This is a genomic window from Nonomuraea sp. NPDC004702, from assembly GCF_053601695.1.
Map to the genome: position 1 here is coordinate 25,948 of NZ_JBSGCE010000066.1, position 24,135 is coordinate 50,082.

General features: G+C 71.2%; 23 protein-coding genes and 2 tRNA genes. 14 read left to right on the forward strand and 11 right to left on the reverse strand.

Annotated features, from left to right (window positions below; translation table 11 throughout):
- Nucleotide 1: 1 nt before the first annotated feature.
- Together ACWEJ6_RS44645 and ACWEJ6_RS44650 are read right to left on the reverse strand one after the other, a co-directional pair.
- Complete coding sequence (locus tag ACWEJ6_RS44645) at nucleotides 2–799, reverse strand: phage antirepressor N-terminal domain-containing protein (protein WP_452431516.1); 798 nt, start codon at nucleotides 797–799, stop codon at nucleotides 2–4.
- Between the two features lie 10 nt (nucleotides 800–809).
- Nucleotides 810–1,034: a helix-turn-helix transcriptional regulator gene (locus tag ACWEJ6_RS44650; RefSeq protein WP_452431517.1), complete on the reverse strand. Its 225-nt coding sequence runs from the start codon at nucleotides 1,032–1,034 to the stop codon at nucleotides 810–812.
- A 266-nt stretch (nucleotides 1,035–1,300) separates the two neighbouring features.
- Here ACWEJ6_RS44650 and ACWEJ6_RS44655 point away from each other — a divergent pair, with 266 nt between their 5' ends.
- Together ACWEJ6_RS44655 and ACWEJ6_RS44660 are read left to right on the forward strand one after the other, a co-directional pair.
- Nucleotides 1,301–2,488 (forward strand): helix-turn-helix domain-containing protein, encoded by a 1,188-nt coding sequence (locus ACWEJ6_RS44655; protein WP_452431518.1) that lies wholly within the window; start codon nucleotides 1,301–1,303, stop codon nucleotides 2,486–2,488.
- Between the two features lie 146 nt (nucleotides 2,489–2,634).
- On the forward strand, nucleotides 2,635–3,930 hold the full coding sequence (locus ACWEJ6_RS44660) for a tyrosine-type recombinase/integrase (protein ID WP_452431519.1): 1,296 nt from the start codon (nucleotides 2,635–2,637) through the stop codon (nucleotides 3,928–3,930).
- 76 nt (nucleotides 3,931–4,006) lie between these two features.
- Here ACWEJ6_RS44660 and ACWEJ6_RS44665 read toward each other — a convergent pair.
- Both ACWEJ6_RS44665 and ACWEJ6_RS44670 read right to left on the reverse strand, forming a co-directional pair.
- Nucleotides 4,007–4,080, reverse strand: a tRNA-Arg gene (locus ACWEJ6_RS44665).
- 54 nt (nucleotides 4,081–4,134) lie between these two features.
- Nucleotides 4,135–4,869: a ZIP family metal transporter gene (locus ACWEJ6_RS44670; RefSeq protein WP_358287884.1), complete on the reverse strand. Its 735-nt coding sequence runs from the start codon at nucleotides 4,867–4,869 to the stop codon at nucleotides 4,135–4,137.
- A 265-nt stretch (nucleotides 4,870–5,134) separates the two neighbouring features.
- Between ACWEJ6_RS44670 and ACWEJ6_RS44675 the strand changes: the two genes are divergently transcribed.
- Nucleotides 5,135–5,935: a phosphotransferase gene (locus ACWEJ6_RS44675; protein WP_452431520.1), complete on the forward strand. Its 801-nt coding sequence runs from the start codon at nucleotides 5,135–5,137 to the stop codon at nucleotides 5,933–5,935.
- Complete coding sequence (locus ACWEJ6_RS44680) at nucleotides 5,919–6,854, forward strand: cobalamin biosynthesis protein (protein WP_387670619.1); 936 nt, start codon at nucleotides 5,919–5,921, stop codon at nucleotides 6,852–6,854. The genes ACWEJ6_RS44675 and ACWEJ6_RS44680 overlap by 17 nt, the downstream gene beginning before the upstream one ends.
- 24 nt (nucleotides 6,855–6,878) lie before the next feature.
- Here the strand turns inward: ACWEJ6_RS44680 and ACWEJ6_RS44685 are convergent, their stop codons facing one another.
- The 4 genes from ACWEJ6_RS44685 to ACWEJ6_RS44700 all read right to left on the reverse strand — a co-directional run bounded on the left by ACWEJ6_RS44685 (nucleotide 6,879) and on the right by ACWEJ6_RS44700 (nucleotide 11,508).
- On the reverse strand, nucleotides 6,879–7,115 hold the full coding sequence (locus ACWEJ6_RS44685) for a hypothetical protein (protein ID WP_357978197.1): 237 nt from the start codon (nucleotides 7,113–7,115) through the stop codon (nucleotides 6,879–6,881).
- Nucleotides 7,116–7,203: 88 nt separating this feature from the next.
- Nucleotides 7,204–8,004 carry an exodeoxyribonuclease III gene (locus ACWEJ6_RS44690; RefSeq protein WP_452431521.1) on the reverse strand — a complete coding sequence of 267 codons (801 nt, stop codon included), beginning with the start codon at nucleotides 8,002–8,004 and terminating at the stop codon, nucleotides 7,204–7,206.
- Nucleotides 8,005–8,041: 37 nt separating this feature from the next.
- Nucleotides 8,042–9,013 carry an inositol-3-phosphate synthase gene (locus ACWEJ6_RS44695; RefSeq protein ID WP_452431522.1) on the reverse strand — a complete coding sequence of 324 codons (972 nt, stop codon included), beginning with the start codon at nucleotides 9,011–9,013 and terminating at the stop codon, nucleotides 8,042–8,044.
- 8 nt (nucleotides 9,014–9,021) lie between these two features.
- Entirely contained in the window at nucleotides 9,022–11,508 is a 2,487-nt protein-coding gene (locus ACWEJ6_RS44700; protein ID WP_452431523.1) for an ATP-binding protein, read from the reverse strand.
- A gap of 77 nt (nucleotides 11,509–11,585) precedes the next feature.
- Between ACWEJ6_RS44700 and ACWEJ6_RS44705 the strand changes: the two genes are divergently transcribed.
- Nucleotides 11,586–12,686 carry an MFS transporter gene (locus ACWEJ6_RS44705; RefSeq protein WP_452431524.1) on the forward strand — a complete coding sequence of 367 codons (1,101 nt, stop codon included), beginning with the start codon at nucleotides 11,586–11,588 and terminating at the stop codon, nucleotides 12,684–12,686.
- Here ACWEJ6_RS44705 and ACWEJ6_RS44710 read toward each other — a convergent pair.
- Nucleotides 12,655–13,278, reverse strand: a complete 624-nt coding sequence (locus ACWEJ6_RS44710) for a hypothetical protein (RefSeq protein ID WP_452431531.1) — start codon at nucleotides 13,276–13,278, stop codon at nucleotides 12,655–12,657. The two genes, ACWEJ6_RS44705 and ACWEJ6_RS44710, sit on opposite strands and share 32 nt — an antisense overlap.
- 20 nt (nucleotides 13,279–13,298) lie before the next feature.
- On the opposite strand from ACWEJ6_RS44710, the gene ACWEJ6_RS44715 reads away from it, so the two are divergent.
- On the forward strand, nucleotides 13,299–13,484 hold the full coding sequence (locus ACWEJ6_RS44715; RefSeq protein ID WP_452431525.1) for a hypothetical protein: 186 nt from the start codon (nucleotides 13,299–13,301) through the stop codon (nucleotides 13,482–13,484).
- Here the strand turns inward: ACWEJ6_RS44715 and ACWEJ6_RS44720 are convergent.
- On the reverse strand, nucleotides 13,460–15,019 hold the full coding sequence (locus tag ACWEJ6_RS44720) for an ABC transporter substrate-binding protein (RefSeq protein ID WP_452431526.1): 1,560 nt from the start codon (nucleotides 15,017–15,019) through the stop codon (nucleotides 13,460–13,462). The two genes, ACWEJ6_RS44715 and ACWEJ6_RS44720, sit on opposite strands and share 25 nt — an antisense overlap.
- A gap of 208 nt (nucleotides 15,020–15,227) precedes the next feature.
- Between ACWEJ6_RS44720 and ACWEJ6_RS44725 the strand changes: the two genes are divergently transcribed.
- Nucleotides 15,228–17,072 (forward strand): sensor histidine kinase, encoded by a 1,845-nt coding sequence (locus tag ACWEJ6_RS44725; protein WP_452431527.1) that lies wholly within the window; start codon nucleotides 15,228–15,230, stop codon nucleotides 17,070–17,072.
- On the forward strand, nucleotides 17,065–17,421 hold the full coding sequence (locus tag ACWEJ6_RS44730) for a DUF742 domain-containing protein (protein WP_352328721.1): 357 nt from the start codon (nucleotides 17,065–17,067) through the stop codon (nucleotides 17,419–17,421). The genes ACWEJ6_RS44725 and ACWEJ6_RS44730 overlap by 8 nt, the downstream gene beginning before the upstream one ends.
- On the opposite strand, the gene ACWEJ6_RS44735 is transcribed toward ACWEJ6_RS44730, so the two are convergent.
- On the reverse strand, nucleotides 17,399–18,805 hold the full coding sequence (locus ACWEJ6_RS44735; RefSeq protein WP_452431528.1) for an MFS transporter: 1,407 nt from the start codon (nucleotides 18,803–18,805) through the stop codon (nucleotides 17,399–17,401). The genes ACWEJ6_RS44730 and ACWEJ6_RS44735 overlap by 23 nt on opposite strands.
- 73 nt (nucleotides 18,806–18,878) lie before the next feature.
- Here ACWEJ6_RS44735 and ACWEJ6_RS44740 point away from each other — a divergent pair, with 73 nt between their 5' ends.
- The 6 genes from ACWEJ6_RS44740 (at nucleotide 18,879) to ACWEJ6_RS44765 (ending at nucleotide 24,044) form a co-directional block, all read left to right on the forward strand.
- Nucleotides 18,879–19,340: a MarR family winged helix-turn-helix transcriptional regulator gene (locus ACWEJ6_RS44740; RefSeq protein WP_352351891.1), complete on the forward strand. Its 462-nt coding sequence runs from the start codon at nucleotides 18,879–18,881 to the stop codon at nucleotides 19,338–19,340.
- A 148-nt stretch (nucleotides 19,341–19,488) separates the two neighbouring features.
- Nucleotides 19,489–19,564, forward strand: a tRNA-Met gene (locus ACWEJ6_RS44745).
- A gap of 22 nt (nucleotides 19,565–19,586) precedes the next feature.
- Nucleotides 19,587–20,021, forward strand: coding sequence for an RpiB/LacA/LacB family sugar-phosphate isomerase (locus ACWEJ6_RS44750; RefSeq protein WP_357978224.1), 435 nt, complete (start codon nucleotides 19,587–19,589; stop codon nucleotides 20,019–20,021).
- Between the two features lie 10 nt (nucleotides 20,022–20,031).
- Complete coding sequence (locus ACWEJ6_RS44755) at nucleotides 20,032–20,256, forward strand: hypothetical protein (protein ID WP_352328727.1); 225 nt, start codon at nucleotides 20,032–20,034, stop codon at nucleotides 20,254–20,256.
- Nucleotides 20,257–20,339: 83 nt separating this feature from the next.
- Entirely contained in the window at nucleotides 20,340–21,503 is a 1,164-nt protein-coding gene (locus tag ACWEJ6_RS44760; protein WP_452431529.1) for an amidohydrolase, read from the forward strand.
- Between the two features lie 27 nt (nucleotides 21,504–21,530).
- Nucleotides 21,531–24,044 (forward strand): Tex family protein, encoded by a 2,514-nt coding sequence (locus ACWEJ6_RS44765; RefSeq protein WP_452431530.1) that lies wholly within the window; start codon nucleotides 21,531–21,533, stop codon nucleotides 24,042–24,044.
- Nucleotides 24,045–24,135 lie beyond the last annotated feature (91 nt).

Genomic DNA, 24,135 nt, shown 5'->3' on the forward strand with positions numbered 1-24,135 from the left:
GTTATGCGGAGGAAAGGACCAAGGAGTTGTAGACCTGGTCGAACAGCGGGCGGTGGCGCTCCTGGTACTGGGCCACGGGCACCATGTGCCTTCCGACCATGTCCTCGATCTGCGGGGGCGCCTCGTCGAAGAGGGAGATGTAGAGCTTCTTCAGCGCCTTCCCGAAGGAGGACGCGATGCTCTTGATCTCGGTGCTGGTGAGGTTCTTGCTCTCCAGGAATATCGACACGGTGAGCGGCTTGGTCGTGGGGTCGAACTCGGGCGTCTCCCCCAGCACCCGGCCGGCGAGACGGCGCCCGCACGCGTCCAGGTACCCAGCGTCGACCACGCCGCCCTGTCGGAGGATCGCCAGGAACTCGGCCTGGTCCTTGGCGCGACGGATCTTCCGGTCGATCTCGTCGAGTTGCTCGACGGTGGCACGGGGGTTGATCGCGCCGCCGTGGAACACGTAGTTGTACAGCGCGTCGGCGAACTCGATTTGCCAGCGCTCGATCCGACTGCGGGCGTCGTCGTCCTTCATCTGTGTGGTGCCGATCCCGGCAACCCACATGGGGACGATCCTGTGGCTGATCACGAAGTGCCGGCGTGCCCGGTCGTCGCCGGGGAGACGCACGTCCATTTTGGCCGTGCGTCCCTTCGACCAGACAGCACGCTCAACGCGCTCACGCTGGGCGTCGGGGTCCAAACCGATGGGGATGGTCAGGCGACGCAGCGGAAGGCCGACGTCGCCGTTGGGCATGACGATGGCGGGAAACTGGATGCCGTCGTACTCGAACGGCTCGGGGAGAAGATCGCTCATCGCAGGCCGCCTACATGTCGCCCTGGTTGGCGGCAGTGGCCTTGAGACTCTCCAGCCACTCCTCGTACCACTCGACAGGGACGCGCCGCGTCCTGGGGCCGATCTTGATGCTGCGCAGCGCACCGGACTTCAGGAGGGCGAAGACCGCAGTCTTCTTGAGTCCCGTGTCCTCGCTGATGTACTTCCAATCGAGCAGCCGCTTACCAGCGGCAACGGGCGCGTGGGTAGTATCCATGCACCGCTCCTCTACTGCTTGCAGTTGATGACTTGGGAAGGTCGTGCAGGTAGAGCTGGGAGTGTCAGGCCCTGTTCTTGGCGTTGGCGCGCCCAGGACAGGGCCATACGCGTTCAGGGGGTCGAGGTCCCCCTCTCGAAGTTGCGAACCAGATCGAACCGCAACCAGCTTTAGAGGCTCAAGCGGCTGGAGGTTCCTCGGTGTGGACCATGCTGACACCCTAGAGACCGTGGCGCAAGTTGGTGGAGCTTGCTACGGTCAACCTCATGGAGCATGAACCTCAGCGAACCGTGGCGGACTACTGGCGCGAAGGTGGGCTTGAGACTCTCTTCGGGCAACGGGTCCGCAGGCTTCGTGTCGGCCGCGGCTGGTCTCAGGAAGAACTGGCCGAGCGCCTCACCCAGGTCGGCCTTCAGTTCCATCAGACACAAGTAGGCAAGCTCGAATCTGGGTCAAGGCCGATTCGCTTGAACGAAGCACAGGCCCTTGCATTGATCTTCGACACGCCACTATCAAACCTTCTGGATGATTCGGCTCCCGCCAAGTCTGAACCATTCGCAGATGAGATTGTGGACCTGTCAGTAAAACTTCGCTCTCTACAACAAGACCAAGTCAGCGCCCAACACCAAGTCGACCGCGCGATGCGAGTGCTCGCTTATACCGAAGAGGAGATTGAGTCCGCCATCAGCAGACTCAGCAGCCTCTACCGTGCACCCGTCGCCGCGCGTCCTGTCGACGACGCCGCTCGCAAGGCCGGGCTTTTTGAAATCTATCGAAGCAAAGAGGATGCTTTTACGTGGCGCCTGAACGTGGAAGGAGTAGCCCTCCTGGGAGGACGCGACAACTATCGCACCCTCGCTCTGGCACTACTCGACGTTGCAGCCGTGCGCTACATGGCTCTCATGGTTCCCGAAAACAAGGCGAATCGAGTTGGTAGCGTTATGTCCACCCACACGTCCGGAGGTAGGTGCTACCTAAGTGTCTCCGGCAGAGAGGGTCCTCTTGCGGCAGGACCGGAGATTCTACAAGAAACCTTCGCCCCCACCTTGGAGACCTTCCGCAAGGTAGCCCCTCAAGCTCCTATAAACATTCGACAGGTCGGGAGCACTGAAGATGGCCGCTGGTTTTCATTGGCAGCGTACCTCCCTCGCGCCAAGACGACGATCGAGTATGAAATGGAGGAGCGTAAGAGCGGGCAATACGAATACGCATGTCGATATGATGCCGGCAGGGCTGGTAGTGGAATAGCGCGCGCAGCAGGCGGTTTCCATAGCCGCCATGAAGCTCTACGACAAATAAAGAAAGACTGCCAAACGCTGCCCGGTCCAGTCTTCGAAAAAAGAGGCGGGCATCGCGACCCTGTGGACGTGGAATGGGGGCTGCAGTTCACGCCGGGAGGATATGTTTCGTCTGCTCCAACTTACGGAGATCCCGTTGATCTTTCCTGGCAATGAATCGCCCTAGACCAACAAGCGTACCCGCATGGATGGCGCAAGAGACCGGCTGTCAGGGCTCCTAGACGACACGCTGGACCGAGCGCCTCGCGACATCCGAGAAGGCGACCTAGAGAGCAACTAAAGATCAGTTTGGAGCTGGCGCCATGACGGAGAGGAAGCCTCGTACCCGCGGAAACCGGGACGGGAGGCCCTACCAGCGCAGTAGCGATGGGAAGTGGGTAGCCACGGTCTACCTGCCCAACGGCAAGCGCAAGCCGGTGTACGGCAACACCCGGGCCGAGGCCGCGGCCAAGAAGAAGAAAGCGGAGGAAGAGATCGCCGCCGGGCAGCCGATCACAGCCGGGCGACAAGAAACCCTCGGCGACTACCTCACCAAGGTCTGGCTGCCGGTGACGCTCCCTCAACGCGTCGCCGCCGGCCGACTTACGGAGTCCACGTTGGACTCCTACAGGGAGAAGGTCGAACTACACGTTGTCCCGCACTTGGGGAAGGTGCCGTTACACGAGCTCAGCACTACACACATCCGGACGTGGCTGCTGGAGCTGGCGGTGAAGCCGTCGAGAAAGACGAAGCGGAAGGCTCAGCCGGGCGAAAAGGTGGCGGTGCCGAAGCTCTCTACTCGGACGATCGCCTACACGCACGCCATCCTGAGGAAGGCGATCAACGACGCGGTGGACGACGAGCGGGTCAAGCGGAACGTGCTGCTGCTCGTGGACGCTCCGCGCGTCGAGAAACAGGAGCTAGCGCCGCTCACGAAGGACGAGGCGGCACGGCTACTGACCGAGGCCGCCGAGGATCGTCTGTGGGTCTACTGGTTGGTCGTGTTGGCCCTGGGGCTGCGCCGTGGGGAGGGCCTGGGGATGCGGTGGAGTCAGATCGACTTCGAGGCCGGCACCGTGCGTCTGGAGAAGTCCGTGCAGCGCCTGCGTGGCGAGCTCGACGAGGCGACCGGCCGACGACGCGGGAAGCTGGTCGAGAAGTCGCTCAAGACTGCCGCGAGCAAGGCGACCGTGGCGATCCCGAAGACGGCACTACAGGCGCTGAAGGAGCATCGCAAGGCGCAGACCGCCCAGCGGCTGGCAGCCCAGGTGTGGCAAGACGACGACCTGGTGTTCTGCACGGGCGTGGGCACGCCTCTGGAGCCAAGGAACGTCAACCGGTCCTGGTATGCGCTCTGCAAGCGGGCTGGCGTGCGGCAGGGTGAGGAGAAGGGCATCCGTCTGCATGACCTGCGGCACGCGACCGCGACGTTCTTGTTCGCCGAAGGCGCGGACGTCAAGCTCATCCAGTCCGTGCTCCGGCATGCCCGGACGGCGACCACGAGCGACATCTACACGCACGTGCTGGAAGAGGTGAAGCGAGGCGCGGCCGACTCGATGGACGGCGTCTTGGTGGACCTCACGAAGCCCCGCTCGAAGCGCCGGAAAGCGCTGGCGTGAGCGCGTTGCTACATGCGTTGCTACATACGCGATCTTGATCGAACAGGCGATCAACGAACCGCCTGGTCAAGATAAGCGCGCCCTGCAGGATTCGAACCTGCGACCGTCGGATTAGAAGTCCGGTGCTCTATCCAGCTGAGCTAAGGGCGCTCCTGCCTTATTGTGCATGATCCGGCGACTTGTCACGCACACGTTCTGGTCGTGTCAGGCCGACAGGGCGATCACCAGCCACATGAAGAGGGTTCCCGTGACCGTGGCGGCCAGGGTCCAGCCGGTGGCGCGTCTTGTTGTGTGGGCCTCCGGGAGGATGTCGGAGATGGCCAGATAGAGGAGGAATCCGGCGAAAAGGCCCAGGTAGGCGGTCAGGACGTGGGCCGGGATGGCGATGAGGAAGGTCAGGGTGGCGCCGATCACGGGGGCGAGGGCGTCCAGGGCCAGGAGGGTGAGGGCGCGGCGGCGGGCGTTTCCGTACAGCGACGTGATTGTGTACGTGTTGAAGCCGTCGGTGAAGTCGTGGGCGATGACGCCGATGGCCACGGCGACGGCGAGCGAGGCGTCCGTCTGGTAGGAGGCTCCGATGGCGGCGCCGTCCAGGAGGCTGTGGACGACCAGGGCGGATCCGGCCGTGACGCCTACGCCGGCTCGGGCGTGGCGGTGGGCGGCGTAGTCGCCTTCGTGCGCGTCGTGCATGCCCATAGAGCGTTCGACGATGTGGATGCCGAGGAACGCCAGGGCGAACATGAGCATCGGGAGCGGGACGCCGAGCACGTCGACGGCGTCCCGGGTGAGGGCTTCGGGGAGGAGATCGAAGGCCACCACGCCGAGCATCACGCCCGCGGCGGCGCCGAGCACGAGGTGGCGGTTGTTCTTGACGCGGTCGGCGACCAGCCCGCCCAGCAGCGTCATGAGGAAGGCCGCCAAGGAGAGCAGGATGGGCACGGTTCCTCAGGCTAGGGGGTGGCTGGGGGGCGGAAGCGATACGACACTCGGCCGCGGAATTGGAGAGAGTCCGACGGGTGCCAAGGCGTCGGGGGGTGGGTTCGGGACGAAAGCGAAGGTGAGGAGACCGGTACGGCGGGGCAGGGCGGCCCGTAGCCAGGAGAAGGGCCTGCCGGAAGCAGGAGGAAGAGGAGCAGGGCGGGGAGGGAGGGGGCGGGGTAAAGGGCAGGCGGCCGTGGGGCAAATGGGGCTAAGCTGTTGTGGCATGGTCGCGACGCTCCTGCATGAGATTCCCCTGCAGGGCGGGGACGTGACAGACGGGGTGGTGCGCGTCGGTGACACGGTGCGCAGGCCGGTCGGTCCGGCCACGCCCGCCGTGCACGCCCTGCTCAGACACCTTGAGGCAGCCGGGTTCGGGGGTGCGCCGCGGGTCCTGGGAACGGACGGCTTAGGACGCGAGATCCTCACGTACGTCCCTGGGCGGAGCGGGTTGTGCCGGGCCGGTTCGACGGACGCGTTCCTGGTCGACCTGGCGCGACTGGTCAGGGAGTTCCACGACGCGACCGCCGGGTTCCCGCTCGACGCCGGCGGATGGGAAGGCGGGTCGAACGACGACCGCGCGCCGGAGGTCATCGGACATTGCGACCTGACGCCGGACAACGTGATCTTCCGTCTCGACACCGACACCACTGCGGCCACCCCGGTCGCGCTGATCGACTTCGACCTCGCCCGGCCCACCACCCGGCTGTTCGACATCGTCACCACCCTCCGCCACTGGGCCCCGATCGCCGACCCGGTCGACCGCCACCCCCTCCAGCGCGACGCCGACGTCGGGGCCAGGATCCGCCTGTTCTGCGACGCCTACGGCCTCGCGCCCCGCGAACGCCGGCGGCTGCTGGAACTGTCCAGGCTCCGCTTCCACCGCTCCTACGACGTCATGCGCACCCGCGCCCGCGCGGGCGGGAACTGGGCCAAGATGTGGACGGGCGGCGCCGGGGAACGCATCCGCCGGGCGGCAGCGTGGCTGGATGTGCACGAAGATGAGCTTCATGCCCATTTGGTATGACCCGCTAGGTCTCGCGCTCGGTGTCGCACTCGACCAGGTTCTCGGTGATCCGCGCAGCTCGGCCCACCCCGTCGCCCTGTTCGGACGGGCGGCGGCGAAGCTGGAGGAGTCGTCGTACGGCGACACGAGGTGGCGCGGGGTGGTCCATGTCGGGATCTGCGTCGGGGGCGCGGCCGCCCTGGGCGTGCTGGCCCAGAGGAGCGGCGACCGGGCCGTCCGCACGGCGGTGACGGCGTTCGCCACGTGGGCCGTGCTCGGCGGCACGACACTCGCCCGCGAAGGCGTGCACATGGCCGAGGCCCTGGAGCAGGACGATCTCCGGCGAGCCCGGGCCAGGCTCCCCCACCTGTGCGGCCGCGACCCCGCGGGGCTGGAGGCGCCGGAGCTGGCCAGGGCGACGGTGGAGTCGCTGGCGGAGAACACCTCCGACGCCGTGGTCGCCCCGCTGTTCTGGGGCGCGGTGGCGGGCGTGCCGGGGCTGCTGGCCTACCGGGCGGTCAACACGCTGGACGCCATGATCGGCCACCACTCCCCCCGCTACGAACGGTTCGGCTGGGCCGCGGCCCGGCTCGACGACGTGGCGAACTACGTACCGGCACGCGTGACGGGACTGCTGACGGCGGCGCTGGCCGACGACCCCGTCCGGGCGCTGCGGATGCTGCGACGGGACGGCCACCGCCACCCCAGCCCGAACGCGGGCAGGTGCGAGGCCGCCTTCGCCGGCGCGCTCGGCGTCACCCTCGGCGGCACGAACGTGTACGGCGGCAGGACCGAACACCGCCCCACGATGGGCGACGGCCCCAAGCCGGACGTCAAGGACATCCGGCGCGCCGCCCGGCTCACCCGCGCGGTCGGACTGGCGGCGGCGGGGCTGGCCGTGCTCACCGCATGGGGCCTGCGCCGCCGCCATTCCGGATAATCGCGGTAATCAGCTAAATGGCGGTTAACTCATTATCCGATTGAGATTGATCGCCAGCCAGATGACGAATGCGGCGACGGCGGTTACGGCGACCAGACCCTTCACCGCGTGGTGCGCGGTCTCCCGCCGCACCGTCACCTGCCGCTGCGTCTGCTTCCAGACCTGCCTGAGCATGATCATGTTCTGGAAACGGCGTCCGAGCGCGAACAGGGCCAGCCCGATGAGGACGAACAGGATGACACGACCATCGGCAGGTTCCACGACACGGCCCCCTTTTTCGGTCTTGAAGAAGAAGCGTGCCCCCGCACATTTGGTTACTCACGATACTCGTCTGGCAGCTGTTTGTTGATTAATTTATCGGGTCGAGATCCACCACGATGGGAGCGTGATCCGAGGGGCCTTTCCCCTTGCGCGCCTCGCGGTCGACGTACGCCCCCCGCACCCGTTCCGCGACGTCGGCGCTGGCGTAGACCAGGTCGATCCGCATGCCCTTGTTCTGGTGGAACATCCCGGCCCGGTAGTCCCAGTACGTGTACGGGTGCGGCCCCTTCATCGGCGTCGGCACCACGTCGCGCAGGCCGAGGTCGAGCAGCTCGGCGAGCGCACGGCGTTCGGCGGGGGTGACGTGCGTGGAGCCGGCGAACAGCGCGGGGTCCCAGACGTCGGCGTCGGTCGGCGCCACGTTGTAGTCGCCGCAGGCCACCAGCGGCGAGCCGGCCTCCTCGGCCAGCGCGTCCCGCAGCGCGGCGAACCACTCCAGCTTGTAGGCGTAGTGCGGCGAGTCGACCGCGCGGCCGTTCGGCGCGTACAGGGACCAGACCCGCAGGCCGCCGCAGGTCGCGCCGAGCGCGCGGGCCTCGGGACGGGCGGCGCCCACCCCGTCGAGCTCGGCGAAGCCCGGTTCGCCGGGGAAGCTCGGCGTCACCTCCTCCAGCCCGACCCTCGACAAGACGGCGACGCCGTTCCACCGGCCGTCGCCGTGGGCGGCGGCGGCGTAGCCGAGCTCGCCCACCTCCGCCACGGGGAACGACTCCGCGGGACACTTCGTCTCCTGCAGGCAGACGATGTCGGGCTCGGTCGCGGCCAGCCAGTCGAGCAGGCGCGGCAGCCGTGCCTTGATCGAGTTCACGTTCCAGGTCGCCAGGCGCATCCTCCCAGCCTGCCACGGCCGGTCCCGTCGTCCGTGGTCAGACCGCCTTCATGAGGGCGGCCGAGACGTCCCGCAGGAAGCCGCCCGCGCCCGCGTCGAGCGCCGCCTTGGCCTGGCGCACGGCGTCGAGGACGTTCCCCGCCGCGCTCGGCGAGTCCTCCACCACCATGCGCAGCTCGACCTCCAGCGGGGAGCCGCCGAACCCCTCGCCCTCCAGCCGGATGAAGGCGATCTTGCGGTCGTCGAGGAAGGGCAGGTACTGGGCGCCGACGTGGGTGGAGGTGCCGGCGCCGGACGCCTTGGTGGCCCGCTTGCCGGCCATCCTGGCCGGGTCCTGGAGGTTGACGAAGTCCATGTTGCCCCCGGCCAGGAGCTGGTGGCCGTCGCGCAGCCGCACCCCGCTCGCGGTGAGGGCGTCGACCAGCGCCCGGTGCACGAGCGTGGCGCCGAAGGAGCTCTTGAGGTCGTCGCCGAGCAGCGGCAGCCCGGCCGCGGCGAAGCGGTCGCGCCACCGTTCGGAGCGGGCGAGCACGGCGGGCATGCAGTTGACGAACGCGCAGCCCGCCTCGATCGCGGCCTCGGCGTACCGCTCGGCGGCGCGCTGGGCGCCGGTGGGCAGGAAGTTCACCACGACCTGGGAGCCGGTCTCGCGCAGGTGGGCGGCCACGTCGGCGACGGTCGCGGCGCCGCTCGGCTCGACCAGCTCGGCCGAGCCCTCGCCCACGCCGTCGGCCAGGATGCCCTCGCGCACCGGCACGTCCAGGTGCGGCACGTCGGCGAAGCGGCGGGAGTTGTTCGGCCGCGCCCAGATCGCCTGCGACAGGTCCAGGCCGAGCTTGGCCCGGCCGACGTCGAAGGCGGCGGTGAACCGCACGTCGGAGACGGCGTATCCGGCGCACACGGGGTTGAGCAGGCCGGGCGCCTGGCCGTCGCGGTAGTACTCGACGCCCTGCACGAGGGACGACACGCAGTTGCCCACGCCGATGAGGGCGACGTTCACGGTGGTCATGCCGGAGTTCATATCAGGCCGGTCCGGCGGGCGACGGCGGCGGCCTCCACGCGGGAGGCGGCGCCCAGCTTGGCCATGATGTTCGACACGTGCACGCCGGAGGTCCTGGCCGAGATGAACAGCCGCTCGGCGATCTGCCGGTTGCTCAGGCCCTCGGCGACCAGGCCGAGCACCTCCAGCTCGCGGGCCGACAGCCCCGGCGTCGCCGACAGCGTCACCCGGGCGGTGGCCGCCGCCGCCTCCGCCTGCCGCCGCAACGGCTCCGCGCCGAGCGCGGCGGCGATGGCCAGGGCCTCGCGCAGCGGCTCGCGGGCCCGCGCCGGGTCTCGCTCGGCCGCGCCGACCAGCGCCCGCCCCAGCCCGTACGGCTGCCCCACGGCCCGCCAGGCGGCCACCGCGTCCGCCCACGAGCCGCCGAGCTCGGCCTCGAACGTGGCCCGGTACGCCTCCTGCAGCCGCCCGACGGTGGGCAGGCCCGGCGGTGCGGCCCGCACCCGTCCGATGCGGGCCGCGAGGGCCAGCAGCGGCCAGGCGTAGCGGCGGCTGCGGCTCAGGTCGTGCTCCGCCAGCACGTGGTCGACCAGCCGGCGCGCCCGGTCCAGGTCTCCCCCGGCCTCGGCCAGGCGGCATTCGAGCAGGTCGGGCTCCAGGCAGGAGTCGTAGCCGCGGGAACGCCCGCGCATGAGCGGCCTGGCCTGCGCGAGCAGCGCGCCGGCCGCCGACAGCGAGCCCTCCTGCACCGCGACCGTGCCGAGCACGAGCAGGATCCAGGCGCGGTAGATCGGCGGCGGGTCGAGCGCGAGCGCGGGGGCGGCGACCTCGCGGGCCTCCGTCCAGCGGCCCAGCGAGGCGAGCGGCTCGGCCAGGTTGGCGGCCAGGTGGGCGCCGCGCGAGCGGGCCAGGCCCAGCCGGGCGGCCTCGGCGATGCCGCGCCGCGCGACCGCCTCGGCCCTGGCGTGCTCGCCGGCGGCCTCCAGCGCGTCGGCCTCGCCGGCGTAGGAGACGAGCAGCGTGTCGTCGTCGGGCGCGCTGATCCGGGCGCGGGCGTACAGGGCGGAGGCGGTGGCGAGGTCGTCGTCGAGCGCGGCGAGCGCGGCCAGGGTGACCAGGGATCTGGCGTCGCCCAGCGCGTACGCCTCCTCGGCGCGGGCGCGGGCCTCGTCGTCCTGGCCGTGCCAGGCCAGCGTGCAGGCCAGGGCGCCGAGCAGCCGGGACTCGCGGGGGGCCAGCCGGACGGCCTCGCGCAGGTCGTCCAGGCCCTCCTCGCCGTGCAGGTCGCGGATGGCGACGCGCAGCTCCAGCAGGTGGGCCGCGCGCAGCGGGTCGGCGACCTCGGCGAGCGCCCGGCCGGCCAGGTCGTCGGCGCGGTGGGCGTCGCCGGCGCGCAGGGCGTCCCTGGCGGCGTCCTCCAGCACTTGGGCGTGGTCCTGGCCGTCCGCGTGCGCCCACAGCTCCAGCACCAGGTCCCATCTGCGGGCCCGCCAGGCGGCCTCGAAGGCGCGCGGCCCGTCGCCGGCCGCGTGCCAGTGGTCGGCGGCCAGCTCGGGCTGGGCGGGGGCGCAGCGGGCGTGCAGGCGGCGGCGTTCGCCGGGGAGCAGGTCGTCGTAGACGGCCTCGCGGATGAGCGCGTGCCGGAAGACGTAGGCGTCGCCGTCCACGAGCAGCAGCCGGGCCCGGACGACCGGCCGCAGCGCCTCGTCGAGCGCGAGGTCGTCGAGCCCGGCGATCTTGCGCAGCACCTCGTGGGGCGTCCTGCGCCCGGCCACGGCGGCGATCCGCAGCACGTCGAGACCGGGCCCCGGCAGCTTCTCGGCCCCGGCGAGCAGCAGCTCGCGCAGCGAGGCGGGGGTCGTGTCGCCCGCCTCGGCCAGCGCCTCGGCGAACAGCGGGTTGCCCTCGCTGCGCGCCACGATCGCGTCGACGTCGTCGCGGCCGAGCAGGCGGGCCACCTCGTCGCGGCCGAGCGGCGGCACCCTGACCACCTCGGCGCCGGGCAGCCGCAGCGGCTCCCGCGAGGTCGCGACGACCATCGCGCCCGGCCGCGTCAGGTTGCGCAGCAGGTACGCCAGCAGGTCGCGGGCGGCCTGGTCGGCCCAGTGCAGATCCTCCAGCACGATCACCAGCGGACGGCGCTCGGCGGCCCGCTCGACCAGCAGCAGCACCTCCTCGAACAGCCGGGCCCGGCCCAGGTCGGGCGTGTCGTCCAGCTCCCCCAGCTCGGGCAGCAGGCAGGCCAGCCCCTTGCGACCGCCGCCCGGCACGAGCCCGGCGCCGTACTCCCTGACCAGGCGGCGCAGCACGGGCACGAACGGCGCGTACGCCGGCCCGCCCGGATCGGCCCCGCCCTCGGCCACCAGCGCGTCCACGTCACCGGCGAACCGCGCGACCAGCCTGGACTTGCCGATCCCCGCCTCGCCCACGACCAGCACCGCACTCGGGGTACGGGCCCACGCGGCGGCCAGCCGGCCCAGTTCGGCCTCACGTCCCACGAACACACCCCTCATTATGAAGAGGCGGCTACGCATCATGCCCGATCCCGCCCGTAACGGGATTTGTCATCGTCGAAGGCGTGATGACGCGTTCGTTAAGCCTGATGATGGCCGCCTCGGTGACCGGGATGCTCGGTTTCTTCCTGCTGTTCTCCACCGTCCCCCTGTACGCGGCGACCGGCGGCTCCGGCGCGTCCGGCGCGGGCCTGGCCACCGGCGCGATGATGCTGTCCACGGTGCTCGCCGAGCTGGCCGTCCCCTGGCTGCTGTCCCGGCACGGCTACCGGGCGGCGATGGCGCTCGGCCTGGTCCTGCTCGGCCTGCCCGCCCTGCTGCTGCCGCTGTCGGCGGAGCTGCCCGTGGTGCTGGCCGTGTCCCTGCTGCGCGGCGCCGGCCTCGGCGTGCTCGTGGTCGCCGGCACCGCGCTCACCGCCGACCTGGTGCCCGCCGAGCGCCGCGGCGAAGGGCTCGGCCTGTACGGCCTGGCCGTCGGCGTGCCCTCGGTCGCCGGCCTGCCGCTGGGCCTGTGGGCGGCCGACGTGCTCGGCTTCGCGCCCGTCCTCGTGGTCGCCGGGCTGCTGCCCCTGGCCGGGCTCCTGGCGGTGACCGGCCTGCCCGCCGGCCGGCCCGTCACGACCGGCGCTGGCGGGCGGACGGGCGGGCTGGCCGCGCCGATGCTGGTCTTCGCCTCGGTCACGCTCTCCGTCGGCGTGCTGGTGACGTTCCTGCCGCTGGCGGGCTCGCCGGGACTGGCCTCGGCGGCCCTGCTCGCCCAGTCGCTCGCCACGCCGGCGGCCCGCTGGTGGGCGGGCCGGTTCGGCGACCGCCACGGACCGGCCAGGCTGCTCGTGCCGGGCCTGCTCGCCGCCGCCGCGGGCACCGCGCTGCAGGCGTGGACGGCCGCTCCCGTCGCGGTCGTGGCCGGGATGGCGCTGTTCGGGGCGGGGTTCGGGGTACTGCAGAACGCGACGCTGACGGTGATGCTCCAGCGCGGCGAGCCGGCCCGCGTCAGCGCCCTGTGGAACCTGGCCTACGACGCCGGGATGGGCGTGGGCGCGACCGGGTTCGGGCTGGTGCTCGGGCACACCGGCTACCGGCTGGGGTTCGTGCTGGTGGCCGCGCTCGTCGTGGCGACGATCCCGCTGGCCAGGGTCAGGCCCGCGTACGCGGCACTCCCACGGTGATCTCGCGGCCGAGGCGGCGGCCGGTCAGCAGCTCCAGGTCGTCGCCGCTCCAGAACCTGCCCGGGTCGTACCAGTTGGGACGCCGGCCGCCGGGCAGCAGGCCCATCTCCTCGTAGGTGACGGCCACGACCTCCGCGCAGTACGCGCTCTCCAGCGTGGCCTCCTTCCTGGCCCGCCGCGGCACCCGGCCCCTGGCCCAGCGGGCGGCCAGCCGGGCGGTGGACGGGAACGGGGTGCCGTCGAGCCGGGCGACCACGCGCAGGGCGGCGTCCTCCATCTCGGGGGTGGCCTGCGGTTCGAGCTGGCGCAGCCAGGGACGCTGGCCGTAACGGTCGGCCCAGACGGTGACCGCGTCGCGCAGGTCGTGCAGCTGGACGCCGCGCTGGTGGGTGCCCGCCCACAGGTCGAGCAGCGACTTGCCCAGCTCGGCGTGCCACATCATGGGCGGCAGGTCCTCGATCACGATCGCCATGCCCACGTGGTTGACCGGGCTGTTGGTCATCGTCTGGATGGCCCGGTCGGGCACGGACCTGCCGCGGAAGATCCACAGATCGCCGGTCCTGGTCACCTTGACGGCCTCGTCGAGAGTCAGCACATCGCTAGCCTAGGCACATGCGCTGGTGGAAGATGCTCGGTCTGGCGGGAATCGCGGGGGTCGCGGCCACGGGGGTGGTGATCGCGCGCGCCGAACGCAGGCGGCGGGCGTACACGCCCGAGGAGATCAGGACGCGGCTGCGTGCGCGCGTCGAGGCGGCGGCGGAGGCGGAGTCGGCTCAGCCGGACGGGCGCAGCTCGTAGGCGAAGACCACGTCGGGGTAGGCCGGGTTGTCGTCGTACCCCTGGACGCCGCCCAGGTAGGCCCGCTGGTACCGCACCACCCAGGGCAGCGCCGCGGCGGCCCGCACGTCGAGCACGCGTCCGGTGGCCTGCTCGTACGCCGCCTGCGCGGCCTCCTTGTCGGTCACGCTCAGCTCGGGCAGCCCTTCGAGCAGCTCGTCCAGGGTCCTGTCGCGCAGGTAGGCCAGGTTGAACACCGGCGGCTCGCCGCCGCGGAAGACGTTGCCGAACCACGAGTAGCCGTCGGCGTAGTCGGGCCACCAGTACATGACGAAGATGTCCTGGCCGCGTTTCCTGCCCTGCTGCCACTGGGCGTTCCAGGGCATGGCGCGGGCGTCGAGCGTGACGTTCAGCGGCTTCAGCTCGGCCGCCAGGCTGGTGGCCAGCAGCCGCTGGTCGTGGTCGCCCTGCGCGTAGGTGAGCCGCAGCCGCAGCGGCCGGCCCGCGGGTCCGTACCCGGCGCGGCCCAGCAGGGCCGCCGCGCCCGCCAGGTCCTGCCGGGGCGCGCGGCCGGCGACGTGGCCGGTCAGCCCCTCAGGGACGATGCCGCTGGCCGGCGCGACCGCGCCCCTGAGCGCCCTGACCAGGCCGCGGTAGTCGACGGCCTGCTGCACCGCGCGGCGCACCCGCACGTCCTTCATCGGGCCGCTCGCGGTGTTGAACAGCAGCATGGCCGTCTGGTACGAGTCCCGCTCGCTGGTGCGCACCCCGGGCGTGACCGCGGCCCTGGCGAACAGCCGGGGGCTGAGCCGGTCCACGAAGCTCACCTCGCCGCGGGCCAGCATCCGCCACGCGCGGTCGGGGTCGGGCACGACGCGGTACTTGACCGTGCTGTAGTGCGGCTTGTCCCATCCGCCCCAGTACTTGGGGTACGCCTTGAGCGTCAGCTCCTCCTCCTGGCCTGGACGCCAGGCCGCCACCGTGTACGGCCCCGACCCGGCGTCCCTGCCCGCGCCGAGCCATGAGCGCAGGTCGGGCGCCGCCTGCGTGTCGTAGATGTAGGCCGCGTACCCGGAGGAGGCCACCAGGTCGAGCGGCACGGCGTACTTCAGGGCGAACGTGACCGTGCTCGCGTCCTCGGCCTTGACGGAGGAGACGGCGTCCCAGATGTAGGACGCGCCCGCGCCGGTCTTCATCGTGCGCTCGATCGACGCCTTGACCGCCGCGGCGTCCACCGGCCGGCCGGTGTGGAAGGTCGCGCCCTGGCGCAGCGTGAACGTCCAGGTGCGGCCGTCGGGCGTCGAGCGCCAGGAGGTGGCCAGGCGGGGGGCCGACTTCTTGGTGAAGGGGTTCCAGAGGGTCAGGGTCTCGTAGACGTTCTGGAAGGCGATGAGCTCGTTGGAGTAGGAGCTCGCGGGGTCCCAGTCGGAGATGACGTCCAGGTTCTGCGCGTACACGAAGACCGACTCGGCGGCGGGGGGCCGGGGGACCTCCGTGGGCCCGGAACAGGCCGACAGAAGCGCCAGCGCGGCGGCCGCTGTGAGACGACGGCGCAACGCATCTCCCTCTGTAACCGATTTGGGGGAAACCTACTGCAAGATCACGGACACATGTCCAAAAGTCCCGAAAAATTGGGCAATTGGGTGATCGAATTGCTATCCTCTGGGCTTGTCCCGTCCGGGGTTGCCAGCAGGGGACCGACCGGAGTGAGGTGCCATGGGTCGTAGCCGGACGATCCGCATGAAGATCATCGGACTACTACTCGTGCCTCTGACCTCCATGGTCGTGTTGTGGGGCGTGATCACCGCCGTCACCGCCGGCGAGAGCCTGGAGCTGCGTCAGTACAAGACACTCTGGACGAACCTCCGCCATCCGGCGTACAAGTTGATCAGCGAGCTCCAGCACGAGCGTCTCTCCTCGGCCAAGCTGCTGCGCCGGGCCGCCTCCCCGAAGGACGTGGCCGACCAGCGCACCCGCACCGACGCCGCCAGGGACGAGTTCAGAAAGCTCTCCAGCAACTCCAAGGACCGATCGGAAGAGATCCGTACGCAGGTGGACGCGGTGTACACGCAGCTCGGCAGGCTCGACGCGATCCGGGGTGAGATCGACGACGGCCTGTCCGACCGTCTGCTCGCCGGCGAGGCGTACAACACCGTGATCGACTCCCTCTACGGCCTGCACCGGCGCGTCGCGCTCATCGACGACATCCCGATCTACGAGCAGTCCCGCGTGATCATCGAGCTGGGCTACGCCAAGGAGCTGCTGACCAGGGAGCAGGCCATCGCGCTCGGCCCGGTCACGCCGTCAGAACGCCGGCAGTTCACCCAGATCGTCGGCAACCGGCGCTTCCTCATCGACCAAGGGCTCGGCGAGCTGGACCCGAGCCTGCGCGACACCCAGGTCTCCCTCGTCACCTCCCCCGTCTACCAGCGCATGCGGCTGATGGAGGACCGGATCATCGCCGGCGCCGTGCCGCCGCGCGGCTGGCTGAGCACCACCGAGTCGATCTCCAAGACGTACGGGGAGTCGCTCATGCGGGCCAGCACGCTGCTCAACGCGCGCGCCGACCCCGTGGCCGACCAGGTGCTGTCGCGGGCGTTCATCCTGGCCGGGACGTGTTTCCTGCTGGTCATCGTGTCGATCGTGTTCTCGATCCGGATGGGCAACCGGCTGTCGAAGGAGCTGGGCGCGCTCCGGCTGGCCGCGCTGGAGGTGGCCCAGGAGCGGCTGCCGCACGTGGTGGCCAAGCTGCGCAAGGGCGAGAGGGTGGAGATGCCGGAGTTGTCGGTGGCCACCAGCACGGTCGAGATCGGCGACGTCGGCCAGGCCTTCTCCACCGTCCAGCAGACCGCCGTCGAGGCCGCGATCGGCCAGGCGCAGCTCAGCGAGGGCGTCGGGCACGTCTTCCGCAACCTCGCCAGGCGGTCGCAGGCCCTGCTGCACCGCCAGCGCATCCAGCTGGAGGACATGCAGCACCGCGCCACCGACCCCGAGGCCCTGGACGACCTGTTCCGCCTCGACCACCTGACGACCCGCATGCGCCGCCACGCCGAGGGCCTGATCATCCTGTCGGGCGCCACCCCGGGCCGCGGCTGGAGCAAGCCGGTGCCGCTGCTCGACGTGGCCCGCGGCGCGACGGCCGAGGTGGAGGACTACCGCCGGGTCACCGTCGAGCCGATGTCCGGCCAGCGCCTGGCCGGGCCGGTGGTCGGCGACGTGATCCACCTGGTCGCCGAGCTCATCGAGAACGCGACCGTCTACTCGCCGCCGCACACGCAGGTCATCGTGCGCGGCGAGGAGACCGCCCGCGGCTTCGCCTTCGAGGTCGAGGACCGCGGGCTCGGGCTGAGCGCCCAGGAGCTGGCCGAACTCAACGAGCGGCTGGCCAGCCCACCCGAGTTCGACCTGGCCGACAGCGACAAGCTGGGGCTTTTCGTCGTCTCGCGCCTGGCCGCCAGGCACGACATCCGCGTGACGCTACGCGGTTCACCATATGGAGGGACCACCGCGATCGTGTTGATCCCGGCTGAGCACGTCGCCGATCCGGAACCGGAGGCCGACGTGAAGGAGCCCGCCCGTCCTGTGATGCGGGTGGTGCCAAGTGAGTGACGAGCGATGGCTGGACGAGGACGCCGGTCCGATCGTCCCGGCCTACCTGCTGACCAGGGGCCGTACGGTGCCCGCGAGCGAGGCCATCGACCTCATCGCGGTCATCGTCACCGCCGGCGGGCTGACGCCCCCGGTGGGGCTCGGGCCCGAGCACCTGATCATCATGCAGAAGTGCACCAAGCCGACCCGGCTGGTGGACGTGGCCGCCGAGCTGAACCTGCCCATCGGCGTGGTCCGGGTGCTGGTCGGCGACCTGCACGCGCGGCAGCTCGTCCAGGTCGAGCTGCCGCCCCCCGCGCCGGACGCCAAGGTGCTGCTGGAAGTGATCAGTGGGCTGAAGGCGCTGTGACGGCCCGGCTGTTCAGCATTCCGTAGACGGTGGCGAACACCGCCGCGACCAGCCCGGCCGCCGCGGCGGTGCCGAACACCCACTGGAAGCCCAGGACGCCGGGGCGCGCGGCCAGGATCGCGGCGATGGCCGCGCCCGCCACGCTGCCCCCGACGATGCGCACCAGCGCGTTGACGCCCGCGGCCAGCGCGGTCCTGGACGGCTCGACGTGCTCGACGGCCATCGTGCCCAGCGCGGCGTAGCCGATGCCGAGGCCGACGCCCATGAGGGACGAGGCCACGTACAGGGTGGCCGGGCTGCCGTGCTCGAACGCCAGCCACGCCCCCGCGAGCCCGGTCACGCCCGCGCCCGTCGCCACCATGAACGAGGCGGCGAACCGGCGCATGATCCGCCCCGCGAACAGGGAGATGACCAGCATGAACAGGGTGCTCGGCAGCAGGAACAGCCCGACCTGGAGGGTGGAGGCGCCGAAGCCGAAGCCGGTCGCCTTCGGAACCTGGGCGAACTGCGACATGCCGGTCAGCATCGTGAAGAACGAGAACCCGAGCAGCATCGAGGAGACCGTCGCCCCGATCGTGCCCCTGTGCACCAGCATCGACATCTCGACCAGCGGCTCGGCCACCCTGCGCTCGACCAGCACCCACACCGCGGCCAGCACGGCGGCCGCGGCGAACAGGCCGAGCACGCCGGGCGACGTCCAGCCCCACGAGCCGCCCTCGCTGATCGCCAGCAGCAGCGCGACCAGCCAGGCGGTCAGCAGCGCGGCCCCGGCGAGGTCGGGACGGCCCTTGCCGGCCGGCGCCACGTCCCGCACGAGGAAGGCCAGGATCACGACGGCCACCGCCGAGATCCCGCCGGTGATCCAGAACACCAGGTGATAGTCACCGGCGGCCAGCCCGGCCAGGATCATGCCGCCGCCGCTGCCGAACCCCATCGTCGCGCTCAGCACGCCGATGCCGGTGGCCAGCTGCTGCCTGGGCAGCAGGTCGCGGACCACCCCGATCGACAACGGGACCAGCGCGGACACCGCCCCTTGCAGGATCCGGGCGACGATCAACCAGGTCAGCGACGTGGCCATCGCCGCCATGACCGAACCCACCACCAGCAGGCCCAGCGCGCCGAGGATCATCGGGCGCCGGCCGTACATGTCGCCGAAGCGCGACAGCAGCGGCGTGGAGACCGCGGCGACCAGCAGGCTGATGGTGAGCGTCCAGCTCACGGCCGAGAGCGAGGCGTGCAGCTCCCGCTGCAGCACGGGAAGCAACGGGACCACCGCGGTGTTCTGGAGGGCGGCGATGGAGGCCGCGAACGCCAGGGAGACCACCGTGGGCCAGGGATTGCGCATCGACGTCTCACGCGCCGCGGGTACGACGGCTGTCGCCATGTCGGCTCCTTTAGATAACTTAGGTAAGTAACCGAGCACCGATGATACATACGTAAGTTAGGTAAGCAAACAGATGGGCGAAGATCTCAACAGGACGGTGTCGGCCTTCCGGCGGCTGGTCGTCACGCTCAACCGCGCCAAGACCCACGAATGGCTCACCGAGGCGGCCGGCATCCGGCTCGACCGGCCCGACGTGCAGATCATCGTCTACCTGCTCGACGCGGGCGAGCCCCGCAGGATCGGCATGATCGCCGAGGGGCTGCAGGTCGAGAGCCCGCACGTGACCAGGCACGTCGCGGCCCTTGAGCAGCGCGGGCTGGTCGAGCGCGTACGCGACCCCGACGACCGGCGGGCCTGGCGCATCGCGCTCACCGAGGAGGGGGCCGAGGTGGCGAGCAGGTGCCGCCGGGTCACCACCGAGTGGTTCGAGGAGGTGCTGTCCGACTGGCCGGAGACCGAGCGGGCCGAGCTGTCCAGGCTGATGACCAAGCTGTCGGACGACTTCTGCGAGCGCATGCGCGCCCGGTACACCTGAGAAAACGCGTTGCGGGGCCGGGGGCGCGGGCGGCATGCTCGTGCCCATGGTCATCCAGCTGGTCAGCCGGCTCGTCATCCGGCGAATGCGCATGCCGCACCCGTCCGGGGGCTCCCGCCGCTGAATCGGCGGCCCCCGGCCCGTTCCAGACGGGTGGGGGCGCTGGTGTGCCCGGCGGTTTCATAAGCCGCTCCAGGCGGGTTCGATCCCCGCACCCGTCACCACATTGCTGGTAGAGATGGGCCCATGCGGATTTCGGTGGCGGCGGACAGCAACGACGGGGTGGCCGGGCGCATCGTGGCCGAGCTGCGCGGGCGGGGTCACGAGGTGCTGACCCACGGCGCACTCGACGACGGCGAGCGCGACGACTGGGCGTGGGCCTGCGAACTGGCCGCCAGAGACGTCGCGGAGGGCCGGGCCGACCAGGCGGTGGTCTGCTGCTGGACCGGCACGGGCGCCTCCATCGCGGCCAACAAGGTGCCCGGCGTGCGGGCCGCGCTCTGCGCCGACGCCTACACCGCCGACGGGGCGCGCAGGTGGAACGACGCCAACGTGCTGGCCCTCAGCCTCCGCCTGACCTCCGACGTCGTGCTCGGCGAGATCCTCGACGCCTGGTTCGGCGGACGGCCCAGCACCGATCCGGCCGACGTGGCCAACGTGGCGCACCTCGCGGAGATCTAGGCTCTGCGGCATGGACAACTTACGGTGCACGCATTGCGGCGCGGAGGGGCTCGAACCCGGGTTCGTCGCGGACCAGGGTGAGCACTCCCGGGGGTACGCCCGCTGGGTCGAGGGGGCGCTGTCACGCGGGATCTTCGGCGGCGCCCGGCTGATGGGCCGTCCCAAGTGGGAGATCGACGCCTACCGCTGCCGCTCCTGCCACCACCTCGAACTGTTCGCCACCCGCCCCGATTAGCCCGTCCCGCCGTCGCGGGCGGCTCACGATCCTCACGTCCGGGGGCACGGAAATCGTCGGTGCCGCCCTCTAGGGTGCTGGGCATGACCGACGTGCTGATCCGCGGCGGGCGGCCCTGGGGGCTCGCGTCCCCCGCCGACCTGCTCGTCCGCGACGGCCGCATCCACCGGGTGGGCCCGTCCCTCGACGCGCCCGGCGCCCTCGTCCTCGACGTGTCCGGCCAGCTCGTCCTGCCCGGTCTCGTCGACGCCCACTGCCATCTCGACAAGACGCTCTACGGCGGCCCCTGGATCCCCCACTCGGCCGACGACTCGCTGGCCGGCCGCATCGCCAACGACCTGGGCCGCCGCGCCGAGCTGGGGGTGCCGAGCGCCGAGCGGGCCGCCGCGCTGCTGGCCCGGATGAGCGAGGCCGGCACCACTCACGTGCGCACCCACACCGACATCGACCCGTCCGTGGGCCTGCGGGGCGTGGAGGCCGTGCGCGAGGCCGCCGCCCGCTCCCCCGTCCACGTGCAGCAGGTCGCCTTCCCGCAACACGGCGTGCTCACCAACCCGGGCACCGCCGACCTGCTGGCCGAGGCGCTCCGCGGCGGCGTCGAGGCGATCGGCGGCCTCGACCCGGCCGGCGTCGACCGCGATCCCGTGCGCCACCTCGACCTGATCTTCGGCCTGGCCGACCGGTTCGGCGCGCGCATCGACATCCACCTCCACGACGGCGGCTCGCTGGGCGGCTGGGAGCTGGAGCTGATCACCGAGCGCACCAAGGCGCTGGGGCTCGGCGGCCGGGTCACGGTCAGTCACGCGTACGCGCTGGGCGAGCTCGGCGACGCCGCCCAGGATCGCCTGATCCAGGGCTTCGTCGACGCGGGCGTGGCCATCGCCACCGCCGCCGTCTACAGCTACCCGGTGCCGCCGGTGAAGAAGCTGCGCGCCGCAGGCGTCACCGTCGCCTGCGGCCACGACGGCGTCCGCGACCTGTGGGGCCCCTATGGCTCTGGCGACATGCTGGAGCGCGCGATGCACCTCGCCTACCGCAGCGCGTTCCGCCGCGACGAGGACATCGAGCTCGCCCTGGAGGCCGCGACCGTGGGCGGCGCGCTGGCCCTCGGGCTGCCCGGCTACGGCCTGGCTCCGGGCGACCGGGCCGACCTCGTCGTGGTGCCCGCGAGCGGCCCCGGAGAGGCCGTGGTCGTTCACCCTCGGCGCACTCTGGTCATGAAAGACGGCGTAGTCCTGCACAATTGACCGGCGGGACCATCGAAAGGCAGGCAAGTGCTCTCTATTCACCAGCGGATCGCGGCAGAGCTCGGCGTGCGCGACGGGCAGGTGCAGGCGGCGGTCGATCTGCTCGACGGCGGCGCCACCGTGCCGTTCATCGCGCGCTACCGCAAGGAGGTCACCGGCGCCCTCGACGACGCGCAGCTCCGCACGCTCGAAGAACGGCTGCGCTACCTCCGCGAGCTCGACGAGCGCAGGTCGGCGATCCTGGAGTCGATCGAGTCTCAGGGCAAGCTCGACGACGAACTGCGCGCGCAGATCATGGCGGCCGAGACCAAGGCCAGGCTCGAAGACATCTACCTGCCCTACAAGCCCAAGCGGCGCACCAAGGCGCAGATCGCCCGCGAGCTCGGCCTGGAGCCGCTGGCCGAGAAGCTGCTCGGCGACCCGACGCTCCACCCGGCCACGGTCGCCGCGGAGTTCGTCACCGAGGGCGTGGCCGACGCCGGCGCGGCCCTCGAAGGGGCCAGGGCGATCCTGATCGAGCGGTTCGCCGAAGACGCCGACCTCATCGGCGACCTGCGCGAGCGGCTGTGGAGCCGCGGCCGGCTCGTGTCGAAGGTGCGCGAGGGCAAGCAGGAGGCGGGGGCCAAGTTCTCCGACTACTTCGACTTCACCGAGCCGTTCACCAAGCTGCCCTCCCACCGCATCCTGGCGATGTTCAGGGGCGAGAAGGAGGAAGTGCTCAACGTCGCGCTGGAGCCCGACGAGACCGCCGACTACGAGCTGCGCATCGGCGCCCGGTTCGGCATCTCCGACAAGGGGCGTCCGGCCGACACGTGGCTGGCCGAGACCGTGCGCTGGGCCTGGCGCACCCGCATCCTCGTGCATCTCGGCATCGACCTGCGCATGCGCCTCTGGCAGGCCGCCGAGGACGAAGCGGTCCGCGTGTTCGCCGCCAACCTGCGCGACCTGCTGCTGGCCGCCCCGGCCGGCACCCGCGCGACCATGGGCCTCGACCCCGGCCTGCGCACCGGCGTGAAGGTGGCCGTGGTCGACGCCACGGGCAAGGTCGTCGAGACCGCCACCATCTACCCCCACGAGCCCAAGCGCCAGTGGGACCAGTCGCTGGCCGTGCTCGGCGCGCTGGCCCAGAAGCACGGCGTCGAGCTCATCGCCATCGGCAACGGCACCGCCTCGCGCGAGACCGACAAGCTGGCCGGCGACCTGGTCAAGCTCATGCCGTCGATCACCAAGATCGTGGTGTCGGAGGCGGGCGCCTCGGTCTACTCGGCCTCGGCCTACGCCTCCCAGGAGCTGCCCGACCTCGACGTGTCGCTGCGCGGCGCGGTCTCCATCGCGCGCCGGCTGCAGGACCCGCTCGCCGAGCTGGTCAAGATCGACCCCAAGTCGATCGGCGTCGGCCAGTACCAGCACGACCTGGCCGAGTCCAAGCTCTCCCGCTCGCTCGACGCCGTCGTCGAAGACTGCGTCAACGCGGTCGGGGTCGACGTCAACACGGCGTCCGCGCCGCTGCTCACGCGGGTGTCGGGCATCGGCGCGACGCTGGCCGAGGGCATCGTGCGCCACCGCGACGAGAACGGTCCGTTCCGCACTCGCACGGCGCTGAAGGACGTCTCGCGGCTCGGGCCCAAGGCGTTCGAGCAGTGCGCCGGCTTCCTGCGCATCCCGGGCGGCGACGACCCGCTCGACGCCTCCAGCGTGCACCCGGAGGCCTACCCGGTGGTCCGGCGCATCCTGAGCTCGGTCCAGACCGACCTCAAGTCGCTGATCGGCAACACCTCGGCCCTGCACACCATCCGGCCGCAGGACTTCACCGACGACACCTTCGGCCTGCCGACCGTCACCGACATCCTGCGCGAGCTGGAGAAGCCGGGGCGCGACCCGCGTCCGGCGTTCAAGACGGCGGCCTTCAAGGAGGGCGTGGAGAAGATCTCCGACCTGGTGGCGGGGATGATCCTGGAGGGCGTGGTCACCAATGTGGCCGCCTTCGGCGCGTTCGTCGACATCGGCGTCCACCAGGACGGCCTGGTCCACGTGTCGGCCATGTCCCGCACCTTCGTCAAAGACCCGCGCGACGTGGTCAAGCCGGGCGACATCGTGCGCGTCAAGGTCCTTGAGGTGGACATCCCGCGCAAGCGCATCTCCCTGACCCTCCGCCTGGAGGACGACGTCACCCAGCCGTCCTCGGAGGGCCGCCCGCCCCGCAAGTCGGGCGCCCGTTCGGACGGCTCCCGCAACGAGCCCCGCCGCGACGGCAGCACTCGTGACGGCTCCGCCCCCCGTGGCGAGGGTGGCCGCGACGGCGGCTCTCGCGGCGACGGCCGCGACGGTGGCCGGGGTGACGGTGGCCGGGGTGACGGTGCTCGCGGCGGCGGCGGTCGTGACGGCGGCGGTCGCGGCCAGGGTGGTCGTGGCGACGGCGGTCGTGGCCAGGGCCGCGGCGACGGTCAGCGTGGCGGGCAGCGCCGCCAGGACCGTCCGGCTCCCATGGGCGCGATGGCCGAAGCCCTCCGCAAGGCAGGCCTCGGCAACGACAACCGCTGACCTCACCCCCTGACGGCGGGCCGGCCCCACACCCGGCCCGCCGTCAGGGCTGCCCGGCCCCACACCGGTCCCGCCGTCAGGGCTGCCCGGC

Bases quoted from the DNA above. Each gene is read 5' to 3' on its own strand.
- ACWEJ6_RS44695 (WP_452431522.1), bottom strand. From the start codon at position 9,013: ATGACCACCGTGAACGTCGCCCTCATCGGCGTGGGCAACTGCGTGTCG.
- ACWEJ6_RS44660 (WP_452431519.1), top strand. From the start codon at position 2,635: ATGACGGAGAGGAAGCCTCGTACCCGCGGAAACCGGGACGGGAGGCCC.
- ACWEJ6_RS44705 (WP_452431524.1), top strand. From the start codon at position 11,586: ATGACGCGTTCGTTAAGCCTGATGATGGCCGCCTCGGTGACCGGGATG.
- ACWEJ6_RS44715 (WP_452431525.1), top strand. From the start codon at position 13,299: ATGCGCTGGTGGAAGATGCTCGGTCTGGCGGGAATCGCGGGGGTCGCG.
- ACWEJ6_RS44760 (WP_452431529.1), top strand. From the start codon at position 20,340: ATGACCGACGTGCTGATCCGCGGCGGGCGGCCCTGGGGGCTCGCGTCC.
- ACWEJ6_RS44675 (WP_452431520.1), top strand. From the start codon at position 5,135: ATGGTCGCGACGCTCCTGCATGAGATTCCCCTGCAGGGCGGGGACGTG.
- ACWEJ6_RS44735 (WP_452431528.1), bottom strand. From the start codon at position 18,805: ATGGCGACAGCCGTCGTACCCGCGGCGCGTGAGACGTCGATGCGCAAT.
- ACWEJ6_RS44680 (WP_387670619.1), top strand. From the start codon at position 5,919: ATGCCCATTTGGTATGACCCGCTAGGTCTCGCGCTCGGTGTCGCACTC.
- ACWEJ6_RS44750 (WP_357978224.1), top strand. From the start codon at position 19,587: ATGCGGATTTCGGTGGCGGCGGACAGCAACGACGGGGTGGCCGGGCGC.
- ACWEJ6_RS44755 (WP_352328727.1), top strand. From the start codon at position 20,032: ATGGACAACTTACGGTGCACGCATTGCGGCGCGGAGGGGCTCGAACCC.
- ACWEJ6_RS44740 (WP_352351891.1), top strand. From the start codon at position 18,879: ATGGGCGAAGATCTCAACAGGACGGTGTCGGCCTTCCGGCGGCTGGTC.
- ACWEJ6_RS44690 (WP_452431521.1), bottom strand. From the start codon at position 8,004: ATGCGCCTGGCGACCTGGAACGTGAACTCGATCAAGGCACGGCTGCCG.
- ACWEJ6_RS44645 (WP_452431516.1), bottom strand. From the start codon at position 799: ATGAGCGATCTTCTCCCCGAGCCGTTCGAGTACGACGGCATCCAGTTT.
- ACWEJ6_RS44655 (WP_452431518.1), top strand. From the start codon at position 1,301: ATGGAGCATGAACCTCAGCGAACCGTGGCGGACTACTGGCGCGAAGGT.
- ACWEJ6_RS44650 (WP_452431517.1), bottom strand. From the start codon at position 1,034: ATGGATACTACCCACGCGCCCGTTGCCGCTGGTAAGCGGCTGCTCGAT.